Below are 14,290 nucleotides of genomic sequence, written 5' to 3'. Positions count from 1 at the left end.
CCGGTCCACGGCGGCTCCCGTTGGTGTCGTGGCCGACATGCGTCCACGACAGGGACAGGTTGCCGCACCGGAGTCCGTTTTGTACGCGAAATCCGATACTCAGTAGGACCAGTCGCCCGAAATGTCCCCCCAGCGGGGTCAGGGTCAGCCGCCGTAGAGCGCGTCCACGTCCTCGCTGTGCTCGCGCATCACCATGGCGCGCTTGAGCTTCATGCTCGGGGTGAGGTGTCCGCCCTCCTCGGTCCACAGGCTCGGCACGATCGCGAACCGGCGGATCGACTCGGCCTTGGACACGGCCTTGTTCGCCTCCTCGACGGCCTCCTCGATCTCGGCACGCAGCTCGGGGTCGTCGATGAGGCGGGCGATGTCCGCAGGCTTGCCGTGCTGCTCGGCCCAGCCGGGCAGCACCTCGGGGTCGATCGTGACCAGGGCCGCGATGAAAGGCTGCCCGTCGCCGACCACGATGCACTGGTCCACGAGGTAGTGGGCCCGGAGCCGGTCCTCCAGCACCGCCGGCGCCACGTTCTTGCCGCCGGCCGTGACCAGGATCTCCTTCTTGCGGCCGGTGATCCGGACGAATCCCTCGTCGTCGATCTCGCCGACGTCGCCGGTGTGGAACCAGCCGTTGGCGTTCTTGGCCTCGGCGGTGGCCTCCTCGTTGTGCCAGTAGCCGGCGAACACCTGGCCACCGCGGAACAGCAGCTCGCCGTCGTCCGCGACCCGCACGCTGGTCCCCTGCAGGGGGCGGCCCACGGTGCCGACCTTCTGCGCCTCCGGGAGGTTGACGGTCACGGCGGCGGTGGTCTCGGTCAGTCCGTAGCCCTCGAGGACGTTGACCCCGATGCCGCGGTAGAAGTGACCCAGTCGCTCCCCGAGGGGGGCGCCGCCGGAGACGGCGTAGGTGCACTTCCCGCCCAGGGCGGTGCGCAGCTTGCCGTAGACGAGACGGTCGAAGACCTTGTGCTGGGCGCGCACGGCCAGCGGGGTCTTGCCGGACTCCAGGCCGCGCGACCAGGCGATGGCGACGTCGGCGGCGCGGCCGAAGATCTTGCCGCGCCCGTCGGCCACGGCACGCTGGGAGGCGGTGTTGAACACCTTCTCGAAGACCCGCGGCACCCCGAGGATGAACGTGGGCCGGAACGCGGCGAAGTCGTCGAGCAGGTTCTTGATGTCCGAGGAGTGCCCCATCCGCACGCGCGCCTTGACGCAGCCGATCTGGATGATCCGCGCGAACACGTGCGCCAGCGGCAGGAACAGCAGGGTCGAGGGGGGCTCGTCGCCCTCGCCGGGGGTGAACAGCTGGTCGAGCTCGTCGACGGCCACGCCCAGCTCGAACATGAAGTTGCCGTGGGTGAGGATGCAGCCCTTCGGGCGGCCGGTGGTCCCGGAGGTGTAGAGCAGGGTCGCCAGGTCGTCGGGCCCGCTGCCGGTACGCCGCCCCTCCAGCTCCTCGTCGGACACGTCCTCGCCCAGCGTGCGCAGCACACCGAGACCGTTCCCGTCGATCGACCACATGTGGTGGAGCTCGGGCAGCTCACCGCGCACCGACTGGACCCGCGAGCTGTGCTCCTGGGTCTCGGTGAGCACGGCCCGGGCGCCGGAGTCGCTGAGGATCCACTCCACCTGGGAGGCGCTTGAGGTCTCGTAGACCGGCACGGTGGCGGCACCTGCGAACCAGATCGCGTAGTCGATCAGGGTCCACTCGTAGCGGGTCCGGGAGATCAGTGCCACCCGGTCGCCGGGCTCGATCCCGGCCGCGACCAGTCCCTTGGCCACCGAGCGCACGTCGCTGAGGAACTCCGCTGCGGTGACGTCACTCCAGCCGCCCTCGTGACGCCGGGAGAAGACGATCGCGTCGCCGTGCTCGGTGCCGTTGGTGACGACGTCGTCGGTCAGGTTGCCGGTCGACGGGACCTCGACCTGCAAGGCAGTGGAGTACTCGCGCAAGTTGCACCTCTCTTCAGCGCAGCACCGGTCTTCCGGGGTGCTGCATCGCAGGAGCACGTTACTCGCGCCCGGAGCGTTCCCGAGCCGCAGGAGTGGCGGCCCCGGACCGAGAGGGTCCGTTAACCTTGTGCAGCCGGGCCTGGATCGGGGCCCGACGCGTGCGAGATGCGCCTTCAGCAGCTGTCGACGTCAGGACCGGAACCATGGCCGAGCAGACCACCTCCAGCATCGTCATCGACGCGCCCCAGGCGCAGGTGATGGAGGTCATCGCGGACTTCCCGGCGTACCCGGAATGGGCCCAGGGGATGAAGAAGGCCGAGGTCGTGGAGCAGGGCGCCGACGGTCGTGCCCGCAAGGTGCACTTCGACCTCGAGGCCGCACCGATCAAGGACTCCTACACCCTGGGATACGACTGGCAGGGCGACACCTCGGTGCGCTGGAACCTGGTCGAGGGCAAGATGCTCAAGGCGATGGAGGGTGCCTACGAGCTCCGCTCCAGCGGCCCGGGCACCGAGGTCACCTACCGGCTCGCCGTCGAGCTCAGCATCCCGATGATCGGCCTGCTGCGCCGCAAGGCCGAGAAGGTCATCATCGACACCGCGCTGAAGGGCTTGAAGAGGCGAGTCGAGTCGCTGGCCTGAGGTGAGCGTCCGCATCGTCTTGTTCACCGGCAAGGGGGGCGTCGGGAAGACGACCAGTGCCGCCGGAACCGCGACCCTCGCCGCCCGGGGAGGGCAGCGCACGCTGATCCTGTCCACGGACGCGGCCCACTCCCTCGGCGACGCGTTCGGGGTCGAGGTGGCCGGCTCGGAGCCCGTCGAGATCGAGCCGCGGCTGTGGGTCCAGCAGGTGGACGTGCAGCGGCGCTTCGAGCGGTCGTGGGGGGAGATCCAGGGCTACCTGGTCTCGGTGCTCGACGCCGCCGGGGTCGACTCCATCACCGCCGAGGAGCTCACCGTCATCCCCGGCGCCGAGGAGGTCCTCGCCCTGCTGGAGCTGCGCAACCACGCGATCAGCGACGCCTGGGACGTGATCATCGTGGACTGCGCACCCACCGCGGAGACGCTGCGCCTGCTCGCGCTGCCCGAGGCGCTCGGCTGGTACATGAACCGGCTCTTCGGGGTGCAGCGCCGCGTCGTCCGGGCCCTGCGGCCGGTGCTCACCCGGGCCGCGGGGGTCCCGATGCCCGAGGACTCCGTCTTCGAGGCGGTCGAGCGGCTGCATCGCGACCTCGAGCAGGTGCAGCAGATCCTGGGCGAGGACGGCTCCAGCATCCGGCTGGTGCTGACGCCCGAGTCCGTCGTGGTCGCCGAGGCGCGGCGCTCGCTGACCACGCTGTCGCTCTACGGCTACCGGGTGGACGGCGTGATCGCCAACCGGGTGTTCCCCGACGACGAGGGCGACCCCTGGCGGCAGGGCTGGGTCGAGGCCCAACGCAAGGTGCTCGCGGAGGTGCGGCAGTCGTTCGCCGACCTCCCGATCTGGACCTCCGACTACCGCCCGGGGGAGCCGGTGGGCACCGATGCGCTCGCGAGCCTCGCGGAGGCGGCGTACGCCGGCGCGGACCCGCTCGCGGTGCCGAAGGGGGAGGGACCGATGACGATCACCCGCTCGCCCGGCGGCGCCGTGCTGCGCATCGCCCTCCCATTCGCGCAGAAGGAGGACGTCGACCTCGCCCGGCACGGCGACGAGCTCGTGGTGACCGTGGGCTCCTACCGCCGGCTGCTGACGCTCCCGGCGGCGCTGCGGCGGCACACCGTGTCCGCGGCTCGCGTGGAGCAGGGGTCGCTGCAGGTACGGTTCCGGTTCGAGCAGGAGGAGCAGTCGTGAGCGACGCAGACGAGGACAGGAACGCCGGCCGCCCCGACGGCGGAGATTCCGACTCCGGCCACCAGCCCGGTGACCACCAGCCGGGCGGCGACGAGGCCGTGGGCAGCGTCGCCGACGAGGCGGCGAAGCTGTTCGGGGTGCTCTCCGACTGGGCCCGCGACCAGGGCGCCGAGCACGTGGACAACGCCACCGGCCTCGCAGGCGCGTTCGCCCGGGCGGTGGAGGACGTGAACGAGCACGTGGCCACCGGCGGCGAGGACTGCCGCTACTGCCCCGTGTGCCAGGTGATCCACGCGGTCCGGCGTACCAGCCCCGAGGTGCGCACGCACCTGTCCGCGGCCGCGAGCTCGCTGGTGCACGCTGCGGCCGGGCTCCTCGCCACGCACACCGACACCCGTCAGTCCTCCGCCCCGGTCGAGAAGATCGACCTCGACTCCGACGCGGACTGGGACGAGGACCGGTGAGCGTCGCCGTCGGCGTCGACGTGGGCGGCACGAAGATCGCCGCAGGCCTCGTGGACGAGGACGGGAAGCTGATCGCCCGCGACGTGCGGGTCTCGCCCGCCACGGACCCGGGGAAGATCGTGGAGACCATCGGCGAGCTGGTCGCCTCCCTGGTCGGTTCCGAGGAGGTCGAGGCCGTCGGCGTGTGCGCCGCCGGCTTCGTGGACAGCCGTCGTTCCACCGTGATCTTCGCCCCCAACCTCGCCTGGCGCGACGAGCCGCTCCAGGCGCGGTTGCAGGAGCGCCTCGGGCTGCCTGTCGTCGTGGAGAACGACGCCAACGCCGCCGCCTGGGGCGAGTTCAACTTCGGCGCCGGCGAGGACGTCGAGGACCTGCTGATGCTGACCATCGGCACCGGCGTCGGTGGGGGCGTGGTGATCGACGGCGAGCTCCTGCGCGGCGGGTTCGGGATCGGTGGCGAGGTCGGCCACATCCAGATGGTCCCGGGAGGCGTCCTGTGCGGCTGCGGCAACCTCGGCTGCCTGGAGTCCTACGGATCCGGGAGAGCGCTGGTCCGGATGACCCGTGAGCACGCCGCGGAGATGCCGGAGCAGGCCGGCGGCATCCTCGCCCGCTCCGGGGGCGATCCGGCGAAGATCACCGGCCCGATGGTCACCGAGGCCGCCCGCGAGGGCGACCGGTTCGCGCTGGAGCGCCTGGCCGAGCTCGGCGACTGGATCGGGCAGGGGGTGGCGACCCTCACCGCCGTCCTCGACCCCAACGTCGTGGTGATCGGGGGCGGGGTCAGCGAGGCCGGCGAGCTCCTGCTGGAGCCGATCCGCGCCAGCTTCCTGGAGCACGTCACCGCTGCCCGGTACCGGCCGCTGCTCGAGGTGCGCGCCGCCGAGCTCGGCAACGCCGGCGGGATGGTCGGTGTGGCGGACCTGGCGCGACGTCGGTGACCACGTCGGTCACGCCGCCGGAGGTGGCTCCCGAGCCCTCCGCCGCCGGCAGCTCCCCGGTGACGCGGCTGATCACCTGGATGCCCTACGCCCTCCTCGCTGGGCTGCTGCTGGCCACGGTCCGGATCGTCACGGCGCCGATCTCCAACCCGGACACGTTCTTCCACCTGCGCTACGGCCACGAGTTCCTCACCAACTGGTCGCCGTGGAGCCCGGGGCACGTGTCCAGCTTCGGCCAGCGCGACTGGGTGCCGACCCAGTGGGCGAGCCAGGTGCTGATGGCGCTGACCGAGTCGGCATTCGGCCTGGCCGGGGTCGCCTGGCTCAGCGGCGTCGTCGTGATCGCCACCGTGGTGGCGGTCTTCCTCGTCGCCAGGCGGTACGCCGACCCGCTGCCCGCCACGGTCGTGACCCTGCTGGTCGTGCTGGCCACGAGCAACAACCTCACGCCGCGTCCCCAGGTGGTCAGCTACCTGCTGGTCCTGCTGGTCACCCACGCCTGGCTGCGGACCGCCCAGGACCTGCGGCCGCGCTGGTGGCTGGTGCCGGTGACCTGGGTCTGGGCGATGCTGCACGGCATGTGGCCGGTCGGCGCCCTGATCGGGGTGGTCGCGGTGCTCGGCATCGTGGTCGACCAGCGGCCCCGACTCCGTGAGCTGCGGCCGGTGCTGGTGCGGCTGCTCGCTGTACCCGCCCTGAGCCTGGTCGTGGCCGCCCTCACCCCGGCCGGCCCCCGGCTCTACTCCGCGGTCCTCCTGGTCGGAGGGCGCGCGAAGTTCCACGCGGAGTGGGCGGCGACCGACTTCCACATGCGCCAGGCGGCGGTCGTCGCGGCGATGATCTGCCTGACCCTGGTGATCTGGCTGCTCGGGCGCCAGGAGCGCCGGCCCGACGCGGTCTCGGTGTTCCTGCTCGTCCTGGCCGCCGGGTGGAGCGCCTACGCGGTGCGCACGGTCCCCCTCGCCGCGATGATGGCCGTGCCCTTCGTCGCCGCGGCGCTGCAGTCGGTGATCGGGCAGTCCCGGCCGGCCCCGGGACGCGAGCGCACGGTCGTGGCCGCGCTCGCCCTGGGTGCGGTCGCCCTGATCACCGCGCTGGTGCCGGTGACCGCGGACCGGCCGGCCTCGGTGCCCGGATGGCTCAACCCGGCACTGGACCGGCTCCCGGCCGGCACCTCGGTGCAGACCGCCGACGTGATGGGCGGCTACCTGATGTGGCGCCACCCCGAGCTGAACCCGGTGATCGACGGCTACTCCGACGCGTACACGGACAAGCACCTGCAACGACAGCTCGACCTGGCCGAGCTGGACCGCGGCTGGGACCGCACCCTGCGCGAGAGCGAGGTGGAGGTGGCGCTGCTCCCGACGAAGAGCAGGCTGGCCTACGCGCTGCGCCTCGAGGGGTGGGAGGTGCTGCACACCTCGCGCGACGTGGTGATGCTGCAGGCCGGGCCGGGGTGGACCCGATGAGCCTCTCGATCGGGGTCGACATCGGCGGCACCAAGGTGCTGGCCGCAGTCGTGGACACCTTCGGGCGGGTGCTGGACACCGAGGCGACCTCCACGCCCGGACCCGGTTCCGGTATCGACAACGCCACCGTGCAGGAGGTCGAGGACGCCCTCGTCGAGGTGGTGCAGCGGCTGATCGCCCAGCACGGGCGGCTCACGGTCGGGGTCGCGGCCGCCGGCTTCGTGGCCCGCGACGGCGAGCGGGTGCGGTTCGCGCCGCACCTGCCCTGGCGCGACGAGCCCCTGGCCGAGCGCCTCGGCAAGCGCCTGGGCCACCGTGCCCTCGGTCGGGTGCTGGTCGACAACGACGCGTCGGCCGCGCTCTGGGCCGAGGCCCGCTTCGGGGCGGCCCAGGAGTCACCCGACGCGGTGATGGTGACGTTGGGCACCGGCATCGGCGGGTCCCTGGTCGTCAACGGACGGCTGGTGCGGGGCGTGAACGGCATGGCGGGGGAGTACGGCCACATGCAGGTGGTCCCGGACGGCCGGCCGTGCGAGTGCGGGCGCCGGGGGTGCTGGGAGCAGTACTGCTCTGGACGGGCGCTGGCCCGCGCCGCGGCCGACCACGGTTCGAGTCTCTCCGGCCCGGCGCTGACCACGGCGGCCCACGAGGGGGACCCGGTGGCGATGGCGGCGTACGCCGAGGTGGGGCGCTGGCTCGGAGTCGGGCTCGCGAACCTCGTGGCCGCGCTCGACCCGCCGCTGGTCGTGGTCGGCGGCGGCGTCATCGCCGGCGGCGACCTGCTGCTGGCCCCGGCCAGGCAGGCGCTGGGGGACAGCATCGTCGGGGCCGGCCACCGGGACCTGCCCCGCGTGGTTCGAGCCGTGCTAGGCCCGATGGCCGGGGTGGTCGGCGCAGCAGACCTCGCCCGCGTCGCCACCCGCCCCAGTCGCGTGGGCAGGCGCGGTCGCGCCCCCTCACGCGTCGCCCGGGGCCGGACCCGGCGCCGCTGAGCCGGTCAGCGGTCAGCTCAGAGTCTGGCTCCGTCGTCGTGGTCGCGGCCGGTGTCGGGTCCCATGGAGACCACCAGGAAGACGAAGCCGCCCACGAACCAGAGCATCAGCATCAGGCCGGCCCACCCGGGAAGGTCGATCCGGGCCACGAGGGCCAGCAGCACGAAGGCCGGGACGCCGAACAGGCCGAGCCAGGCGAGCAGCCGGGCCGGCGGCGGCTTGGGGAGCGGGGGCGGCTCCGGCGGCACGAAGTGGTCTTCGGGGTCCGGGGGTCGCAGCTCCTCGGGCTCGGGGCGCTCCTCGGAGCGGGACGCGGCAGGGGCGAGGTCGCGAGCGGGCGGCGGTACGCCGGTCTCCGGCTCGTCGAGCTGGGGACGGTCACCGTAGTTGTCCACGATGGACTGCCACAGCAGGTCCTCGGCGGACGCCTTGTCGGGGAGGTCGCCGGCTGTCGGCTCCTCCTCGGGCTCCGTGGGTGGTGGCATCGGTGCAGCCCGCTCAGTCGCCGCAGACCCGCTCGATGAACGCCGCGGACCCTTCGAAGATGCGCTCGGCGTCGTTGTCGAGCGTGGCGACGTGGTAGCTGTTCTCGAGGATCTCCTCGCGGGTGTCGCTCGAGGACACCCCGGCCAGGATCAGCCGGGCGGAGGACGGGTCGACGACGTGGTCCTCGGCGGAGCGGAACAGCAGCACCGGGCAGGTGATCCTGGACAGGTCGGCGCGGAGCGCCGTGAATCCCGCGAACATCGCCGCGGCCGCCCGGAGCGGGGTCCGCACGTAGCCGTGCTCCTCGACGCCGGGCTTCTTGATGTCGTTGGCGATCCCGGGCAGGGAGGGGATCACGTGCTTGAGCAGCGGCAGCAGCTTGACGTCCTTGCGGTCGCTCGCCACCGCGGGGTTGACCAGCACCAGCCCGGAGACCCGGTCGGGGTGGTCCGCGGCGAGCCGCAGGGCCAGCCCGCCACCCATGGACAGGCCGCAGACGAAGACCCGGTCCACGTCGATGGCGAGCTTCTCGAAGGCGCTCACCACCTCGCCGTACCAGTCGGCCCAGGTGGTGGTGTTCGCCTCCTGCCAGGTGGTGCCGTGGCCGGGGAGCAGGGGCACCGACACGGCGTACCCGAGACCGGCCAAGTGCTCGGCCCAGTCCCTCATCGACGCCGGCGAGCCGGTGAATCCGTGGCTGAGCAGCACCCCGACGCGTCCGCGCGGTGAGGACGCGTCGCCGGGCGAGTGGAACGGCTCGGCGAGAGGGTGCACGGTCACGGGGGGACTCCAGGCTGAGGGCGAGAGGGGTACGGGAGGAGGGGGCACGGCAATCGTGTCACGCGGCGCCCCGCCACACTAGTGACCCGGACCCGGGTCGCTGCCCGGTGAGGTCGCGGTGGACGTCGCGATCACGGCCACGTGCTGGTCGCGGCGCGGGTTGCGGACCGGTCGCCGGACGGTCGCCGCGGGGAGACGCTGCCCGAGCCAGTCGGTGGGATGGCTCCGCGTGCCCTAGGGTTCGATGGGTGCGGAGAGGGAGGTGGCCAGCTTGTTCTACTGGTTCTTGAAGTGGATCGCCATCGGTCCGCTCCTGCGGGTGGTGTTCCGTCCCCGCGTCTCCGGCGCCGAGAACGTCCCCGAGGAGGGCCCGGCGATCCTGGCCAGCAACCACCTCTCCTACGCGGACTGGCTGTTCATGCCGATGACGGTGCCGCGCAAGGTCACGTTCGTGGCCAAGGCGGAGTACTTCAACGCTCCCGGCATCAAGGGCTGGTTCCAGAAGCTGTTCTTCTCCGGGGCCGGGCAGGTCCCGATCGACCGGACCAGCGGCAACGCGGCCGAGGGTGCGCTCTCGGCGGCGAAGAAGATCCTCGAGGACGGGGAGCTCTTCGGCATCTACCCCGAGGGCACCCGGTCGCACGACGGCAAGCTCTACCGCGGCAAGACCGGTGTGGCGCGGCTCGCGCTCGAGACCGGGGTGCCCGTCATCCCGATCGCCGTCGTGGGGACCGACGTCGTGGCGCCCCCTGGGAAGAAGTTCGGCCGGGTCACCCGCCCGGTGGTGCACTTCGGCAAGCCGCTCGACTTCAGCCGCTACGAGGGCATGGAGAACGACCGCTACATCCTGCGCTCGATCACCGACGAGATCATGTACGAGATCATGCGCCTCTCCGGCCAGGAGTACGTCGACAAGTACGCCGCCGTCGCCAAGGAGGAGCGCAAGCAGGCCGACAAGCAGGCCGAGAAGGAGAACGGGACCCGGACCGAGCCCGGCCCGGACGCGAAGGCCTCCTGATCCCGTGGCCGCCGCCACGCAGCCGGCCCTGGGCGTCGAGCCCCACGGCCCGGTGCAGGACACGATGTTCCGCGCCCTCGCGGTACTGCGGATCGTCGTACTGCTGAACTCGCTGGGCATCTACCTGTGGCGCCACGAGGGCTACGACCACCCGGTCGCCGGCTTCGTGGTGATGGGCGCGCTGGCGGCGTGGACCGGCTTCGCCGTGTGGGCCTACGGGAGCGTCTCGCGCCGCCGCCCGTGGCTGCTGGTCGCCGACCTCGCGGTGGCGGTCGCGGCGATCGCGGTCTCGCCGTACGTGAAGGGCGAGGGGCTCAACGCGACCCTCCCGGGCTTCTGGGTGATGGGCGTGGTGCTGGCCTGGGCGGTCCTGTGGCGCTATGCCGGTGGCCTGGTGGCCGCCGCTGTGATCGTCGTGGCCGACCTCAGCATCCGCGACGACCTCACCCAGAAGGCCTACGGCAACATCTTCCTGCTGGTCCTCGGCGGCGCGATCGTGGGCTTCCTGTCCGGGCTGCTGCAGGAGATGGCCGCCCAGCGTGACCGTGCCGAGCGGGCGGCAGCAGCAGCGGCCGAGCGACAGCGGCTGAGCCGGGTGGTCCACGACGGGGCACTCCAGGCGCTGGCGCTGGTCCAGCGGCGGGCGCCCGAGCTGGGCCCCGGCGGGGTCGAGCTGGGGCAGCTCGCCGGCGAGCAGGAGGCCAGGCTGCGGGCACTGGTCCAGCAGGACTCGCGCGACCTGCTGGCACCGGCGGGCGACCTCGACCTGGCGCAGCTGCTGGCCGGGCTGCAGACGCCGCAGGTGCAGGTGGCGCTGCCGGGCACGCCGGCGACCCTGCCTGCCGCCACGGCCCACGAGGTGCTGGCCGCGGTGCAGTCCTGCCTGAGCAACGTGCGGCACCACGTCGGCCCGGACGCCCCGGCCTGGGTGCTGCTCGAGGAGCTCGAGGACCGGTGGGTGGTCTCGGTGCGCGACGACGGGCCCGGCATCCCCGAGGGCCGGCTGGAGGCGGCGGTCGACGAGGGCCGGCTCGGGGTACGGCAGTCCATCGTCGGGCGGATCGAGGACCTGGGCGGCACCGCCACCGTTCGCTCCGGTCCGGGCACCGGCACCGAGTGGGAGCTCGAGGTCCCGCGCGGCGTCCGGGCGAGGTCGAGCCGATGACGATCCACGACGAGCACCCGTTCCTGGACCCCTCCGACGCCGTACGCCGGTTCCGCGGCCGCCTCGGCGGGGCGGTGACCCTGTGGACCAGCGGGGGCAACGAGGGCGTCCCGCGGGCCGGCCTGACGGTGTCCTCGGTGATGGTGGCGGGCGGTGAGCCCGGCCGGCTGCTCGCCCTGGTCGACCCCGACAGCGACCTGCGCGACGTCCTCGAGCGCACCGGGCGCGGGGTGGTGCACCTGCTGCGGTGGGAGCACCGCGACCTCGCCGAGGTGTTCGCCGGCCAGATGCCGGCCCCCGGCGGCCAGTTCACCGTGGGGGAGTGGGACCAGACCGACCACGGTCCGCGACTGGTCACCGCGCCGAGCTTCGCCACCGTCGAGGTGGAGGAGCTGCAGGCCGTGGGGTGGTCCGCCCTGGTCGTCGCCCGGGTGGTCGAGGTCGTCGTGGGCGAGGACGAGCACGCGCTGGAGCACCGGCGCGGGCGCTACCTGCAGCCTCCGGAGCCGCGGGCGCCCCACTGATCCTCGCGGTCGGCCTCCTGGTGTCGGTCCGGTCGTCTAGGGTGCGGGCCGTGGAGGACAAGCTGCGGGTGATGGTGGTCGACGACCACCCCATGTGGCGTGAGGGCGTTGCCCGCGACCTCACCGAGGCCGGGTTCGACGTGGTGGCGACGGCAGCGGACGGCCGCGGTGCGATCAGCCGGTTCCCGGCGGCCCGTCCCGACGTGGTCGTGCTCGACCTGCAGATCCCCGAGCCGAACGGGGTAGCCGTCACCGCCGAGGTGGTGCGGCAGAACCCTGCGGTGCGCGTCCTGATCCTCTCCGCGAGCGGCGAGCAGCACGACGTGCTGGAGGCGGTCAAGGCAGGCGCGACCGGCTACCTGGTGAAGTCGGCCTCGCGCACCGAGCTGGTCGACGCCGTACGCCGGGTCGCGGTCGGTGACACCGTGTTCACCTCGGGTCTCGCGGGGCTGGTGCTGGGGGAGTACCGTCGTCTCTCCGACTCCTCCGTGACCGACCGTGACGACACGCCCCGCCTGACCGAGCGCGAGACCGAGGTGCTGCGGCTGGTGGCCAAGGGGCTGTCCTACAAGCAGATCGCCGAGCGCCTGTTCCTCTCCCACCGCACCGTGCAGAACCACGTGCAGAACACGCTGCGCAAGCTGCAGCTGCACAACCGGGTCCAGCTGGTCCGCTACGCGATCGAGCAGGGTCTCGACGAGGTCGACGACGACCGGTGAAGCGACGCTGACACGCGGGCGGCGGGACGCACCTGCAGGGAAGAACGACGGGTTCGGTAGCGTTGTGAAGGCACAGAAGACGATAAGGAGCACCACATGGGTCTGGGAACGCTGCTGTTCCGCGCATCGCTCGGTGAAGTGCTGCGAGCCGAGCGGATGCGTCAGGGGATGACCCTGCGCGAGCTGTCCTCCTCGGCCCGGGTGAGTCTCGGCTACATCTCCGAGATCGAACGTGGGCAGAAGGAGGCCTCCTCCGAGCTGCTCGCCGCGCTGTGCGAGGCCCTCGACATGCCGCTGTCCGGCGTGCTCCGCGAGGTCAGCGAGCACATCGAGCGCCAGGAGCTCGCGCTCGAGGTGGTCCAGGTCCCGACCCTGCCCGGCGACGTGGTGGCCTCCGCCGCCTGATTCGCGGCCAGCCCCTGCTCAGCTGACCCCGGCGGCCTTCTCGAGCGCGCCCAGCTCGTCGTCGAGGTGGGTGAGCAGCCGCTGCAGGTGCGGCACGCTGCGCCGGCAGCCGGTGAGCCCGAAGTCCATGTCGTCGGCGTAGCTGTTGCAGGTGATGTTCAGCGCCATCCCGTTGATCGGGATGGACAGCGGGTAGGTGCCGGTCATCTTGGCGCCGTTGAGGTACATCGTCTTCTTCGGTCCGGGCACGTTGCTGATGATCAGGTTGAACGGCGGTCGGACTATCCCGTGCATCCGCAGCATCGGGGTGATGATCGACGGGGCCATCCCCAGCGCGCTCATCGCCATGATCTGGAGCTGGCTCATCGAGCCCAGGGCCTGCTTGCCGGTCTGCATCGACTTGTGGATCGAGGACAGCCGGTTCGCGGGGTCGTCGAGGTCGGTGCCGAGTTGGACCATCACCGCGCCGACGGCGTTGCCGCCCTCGCCCTCGCCCTTGCCGGCACGCTTGGCGTCCAGGGCCACCGGCACCATCGAGACCAGGGGCAGGTCGGGCAGCGCCTCGTGCTCGATGAGGTAGGACCGGATTGCGCCGGAGCACATCGCCAGCACGACGTCGTTGAGCGTGGTCCCGCTGGCTGATCCGACGGCGCGCAGCCGCTCGATCGGCCAGCCCTGGGCTGCGAACCGCCGGGAGCCGGTGATCGTGGTGTTGAACATCGTGCGGGGCGCGTGCAGCGAGAGCGCGGAGGTCTCGTTGCGCAGCCCGTGCTTGAGCGTCTTGATCAGTGCGGCGGGCATCCCGGCGGCGTCGGCGGTGATGCCGAGCGCCGTACGCATCGCCTCGAGCGGGACCTGGGCCAGGCTGTTCTCGGCCTCGTCGCGGACCTTCGCCGAGCGCGAGCTGGGGCGGTCGGCCCACATCGGAGGCATCCCGCGCTCGTCCGGGTCCGTGCTCATCACGCTGCCCATCAGGCGCATGGCGGCGATGCCGTCGACCAGGGAGTGGTGGAGCTTGGTGTAGAGCGCCACGCGGCCGTCGCGCAGGCCCTCGATCAGGTGTGCCTCCCACAGCGGCCGCTCGCGGGCCAGCCGGGTGCCGTGCAGCCGGGAGCAGAGCTCGAGCAGCTCGCGCACCCGTCCGGGCTTGGGCAGCGCACTGTGCCGGAAGTGGTACTCGAGGTCGAACTGCTCGTCCTGGGTCCACACCCACTGGCCCGCGGTGCCGATGCCGCGCGTGGGGCGCTTGCGGAACAGCGGGGCGATCTCGCTGGTCTCCGACATCTGCTCGTAGAGCTTGCGAACGTAGTCGCGCGGGGCGTCCGCCGGCTTCTCGAAGAGCTGGAGGCCGCCCACGTGCATCGGCATCTGCCGGTTCTCCGCGAACAGGAATGCCGCTGACGTCGGATCGATCGGAGAAACCACGTGTCCACCTCTCTGTGGCCCGGTCCCGGGACCAGCCGATCCTCGCTGCTTTGCCCGCGATTGGCCACCCTGCTTCTCGGCCAGCGTCCCGGGAGCGATCGGCGCGCTCGACCCGGGTGAGCCTC

General features: G+C 72.1%; 15 protein-coding genes. 11 read left to right on the top strand and 4 right to left on the bottom strand.

The window, feature by feature from the left end; translation table 11 throughout:
• Positions 1-144 precede the first annotated feature (144 nt).
• Complete coding sequence (locus AC4BGB_RS03205; protein WP_490544649.1) at positions 145-1,947, bottom strand: AMP-dependent synthetase/ligase; 1,803 nt, start codon at positions 1,945-1,947, stop codon at positions 145-147.
• A 203-nt stretch (positions 1,948-2,150) separates the two neighbouring features.
• Here AC4BGB_RS03205 and AC4BGB_RS03200 point away from each other — a divergent pair, with 203 nt between their 5' ends.
• Genes AC4BGB_RS03200 through AC4BGB_RS03175 form a run of 6 tightly spaced genes read left to right on the top strand, consistent with a single transcriptional unit; the run spans position 2,151 to position 7,643 of the window.
• A complete protein-coding gene (locus tag AC4BGB_RS03200) occupies positions 2,151-2,588 on the top strand; it encodes an SRPBCC family protein (protein WP_490544648.1) in 438 nt (145 codons plus the stop codon).
• Position 2,589: 1 nt separating this feature from the next.
• A complete protein-coding gene (locus tag AC4BGB_RS03195) occupies positions 2,590-3,777 on the top strand; it encodes an ArsA family ATPase (protein WP_490544647.1) in 1,188 nt (395 codons plus the stop codon).
• Entirely contained in the window at positions 3,774-4,241 is a 468-nt protein-coding gene (locus AC4BGB_RS03190) for a hypothetical protein (RefSeq protein ID WP_490544646.1), read from the top strand. The genes AC4BGB_RS03195 and AC4BGB_RS03190 overlap by 4 nt, the downstream gene beginning before the upstream one ends.
• Positions 4,238-5,182 carry an ROK family glucokinase gene (locus AC4BGB_RS03185; protein WP_490544644.1) on the top strand — a complete coding sequence of 315 codons (945 nt, stop codon included), beginning with the start codon at positions 4,238-4,240 and terminating at the stop codon, positions 5,180-5,182. Before AC4BGB_RS03190 ends, AC4BGB_RS03185 begins: the two co-directional genes overlap by 4 nt.
• Positions 5,179-6,651 (top strand): hypothetical protein, encoded by a 1,473-nt coding sequence (locus AC4BGB_RS03180; protein ID WP_490544642.1) that lies wholly within the window; start codon positions 5,179-5,181, stop codon positions 6,649-6,651. The genes AC4BGB_RS03185 and AC4BGB_RS03180 overlap by 4 nt, the downstream gene beginning before the upstream one ends.
• A complete protein-coding gene (locus tag AC4BGB_RS03175) occupies positions 6,648-7,643 on the top strand; it encodes an ROK family protein (protein WP_490544640.1) in 996 nt (331 codons plus the stop codon). The genes AC4BGB_RS03180 and AC4BGB_RS03175 overlap by 4 nt, the downstream gene beginning before the upstream one ends.
• Before the next feature lie 17 nt (positions 7,644-7,660).
• Here AC4BGB_RS03175 and AC4BGB_RS03170 read toward each other — a convergent pair whose 3' ends face one another.
• Both AC4BGB_RS03170 and AC4BGB_RS03165 read right to left on the bottom strand, forming a co-directional pair.
• Positions 7,661-8,128, bottom strand: coding sequence for a hypothetical protein (locus AC4BGB_RS03170; RefSeq protein ID WP_490544638.1), 468 nt, complete (start codon positions 8,126-8,128; stop codon positions 7,661-7,663).
• 13 nt (positions 8,129-8,141) lie between these two features.
• The gene (locus AC4BGB_RS03165) at positions 8,142-8,909 is read right to left on the bottom strand and encodes an alpha/beta hydrolase (protein WP_490544637.1); all 768 of its coding nucleotides are present in this window, start codon (positions 8,907-8,909) and stop codon (positions 8,142-8,144) included.
• A gap of 271 nt (positions 8,910-9,180) precedes the next feature.
• Between AC4BGB_RS03165 and AC4BGB_RS03160 the strand changes: the two genes are divergently transcribed.
• From AC4BGB_RS03160 to AC4BGB_RS03140, 5 genes are all read left to right on the top strand, one after another.
• The gene (locus AC4BGB_RS03160; protein WP_490546777.1) at positions 9,181-9,927 is read left to right on the top strand and encodes a lysophospholipid acyltransferase family protein; all 747 of its coding nucleotides are present in this window, start codon (positions 9,181-9,183) and stop codon (positions 9,925-9,927) included.
• A 4-nt stretch (positions 9,928-9,931) separates the two neighbouring features.
• Positions 9,932-11,092 (top strand): MacS family sensor histidine kinase, encoded by a 1,161-nt coding sequence (gene macS / locus AC4BGB_RS03155; RefSeq protein ID WP_490544636.1) that lies wholly within the window; start codon positions 9,932-9,934, stop codon positions 11,090-11,092.
• Entirely contained in the window at positions 11,089-11,616 is a 528-nt protein-coding gene (locus AC4BGB_RS03150) for a flavin reductase family protein (RefSeq protein WP_490544634.1), read from the top strand. The genes macS and AC4BGB_RS03150 overlap by 4 nt, the downstream gene beginning before the upstream one ends.
• A gap of 71 nt (positions 11,617-11,687) precedes the next feature.
• The gene (locus AC4BGB_RS03145; protein ID WP_490546776.1) at positions 11,688-12,335 is read left to right on the top strand and encodes a response regulator transcription factor; all 648 of its coding nucleotides are present in this window, start codon (positions 11,688-11,690) and stop codon (positions 12,333-12,335) included.
• 102 nt (positions 12,336-12,437) lie between these two features.
• The gene (locus AC4BGB_RS03140) at positions 12,438-12,740 is read left to right on the top strand and encodes a helix-turn-helix domain-containing protein (RefSeq protein WP_490546775.1); all 303 of its coding nucleotides are present in this window, start codon (positions 12,438-12,440) and stop codon (positions 12,738-12,740) included.
• Positions 12,741-12,758: 18 nt separating this feature from the next.
• On the opposite strand, the gene AC4BGB_RS03135 is transcribed toward AC4BGB_RS03140, so the two are convergent.
• A complete protein-coding gene (locus tag AC4BGB_RS03135; protein WP_490544632.1) occupies positions 12,759-14,165 on the bottom strand; it encodes a WS/DGAT/MGAT family O-acyltransferase in 1,407 nt (468 codons plus the stop codon).
• Positions 14,166-14,290 lie beyond the last annotated feature (125 nt).

The sequence above is a fragment of the Nocardioides sp. Z30_9 genome (assembly GCF_058215735.1).
This window is presented reverse-complemented; position numbering and strand designations above follow the sequence as displayed.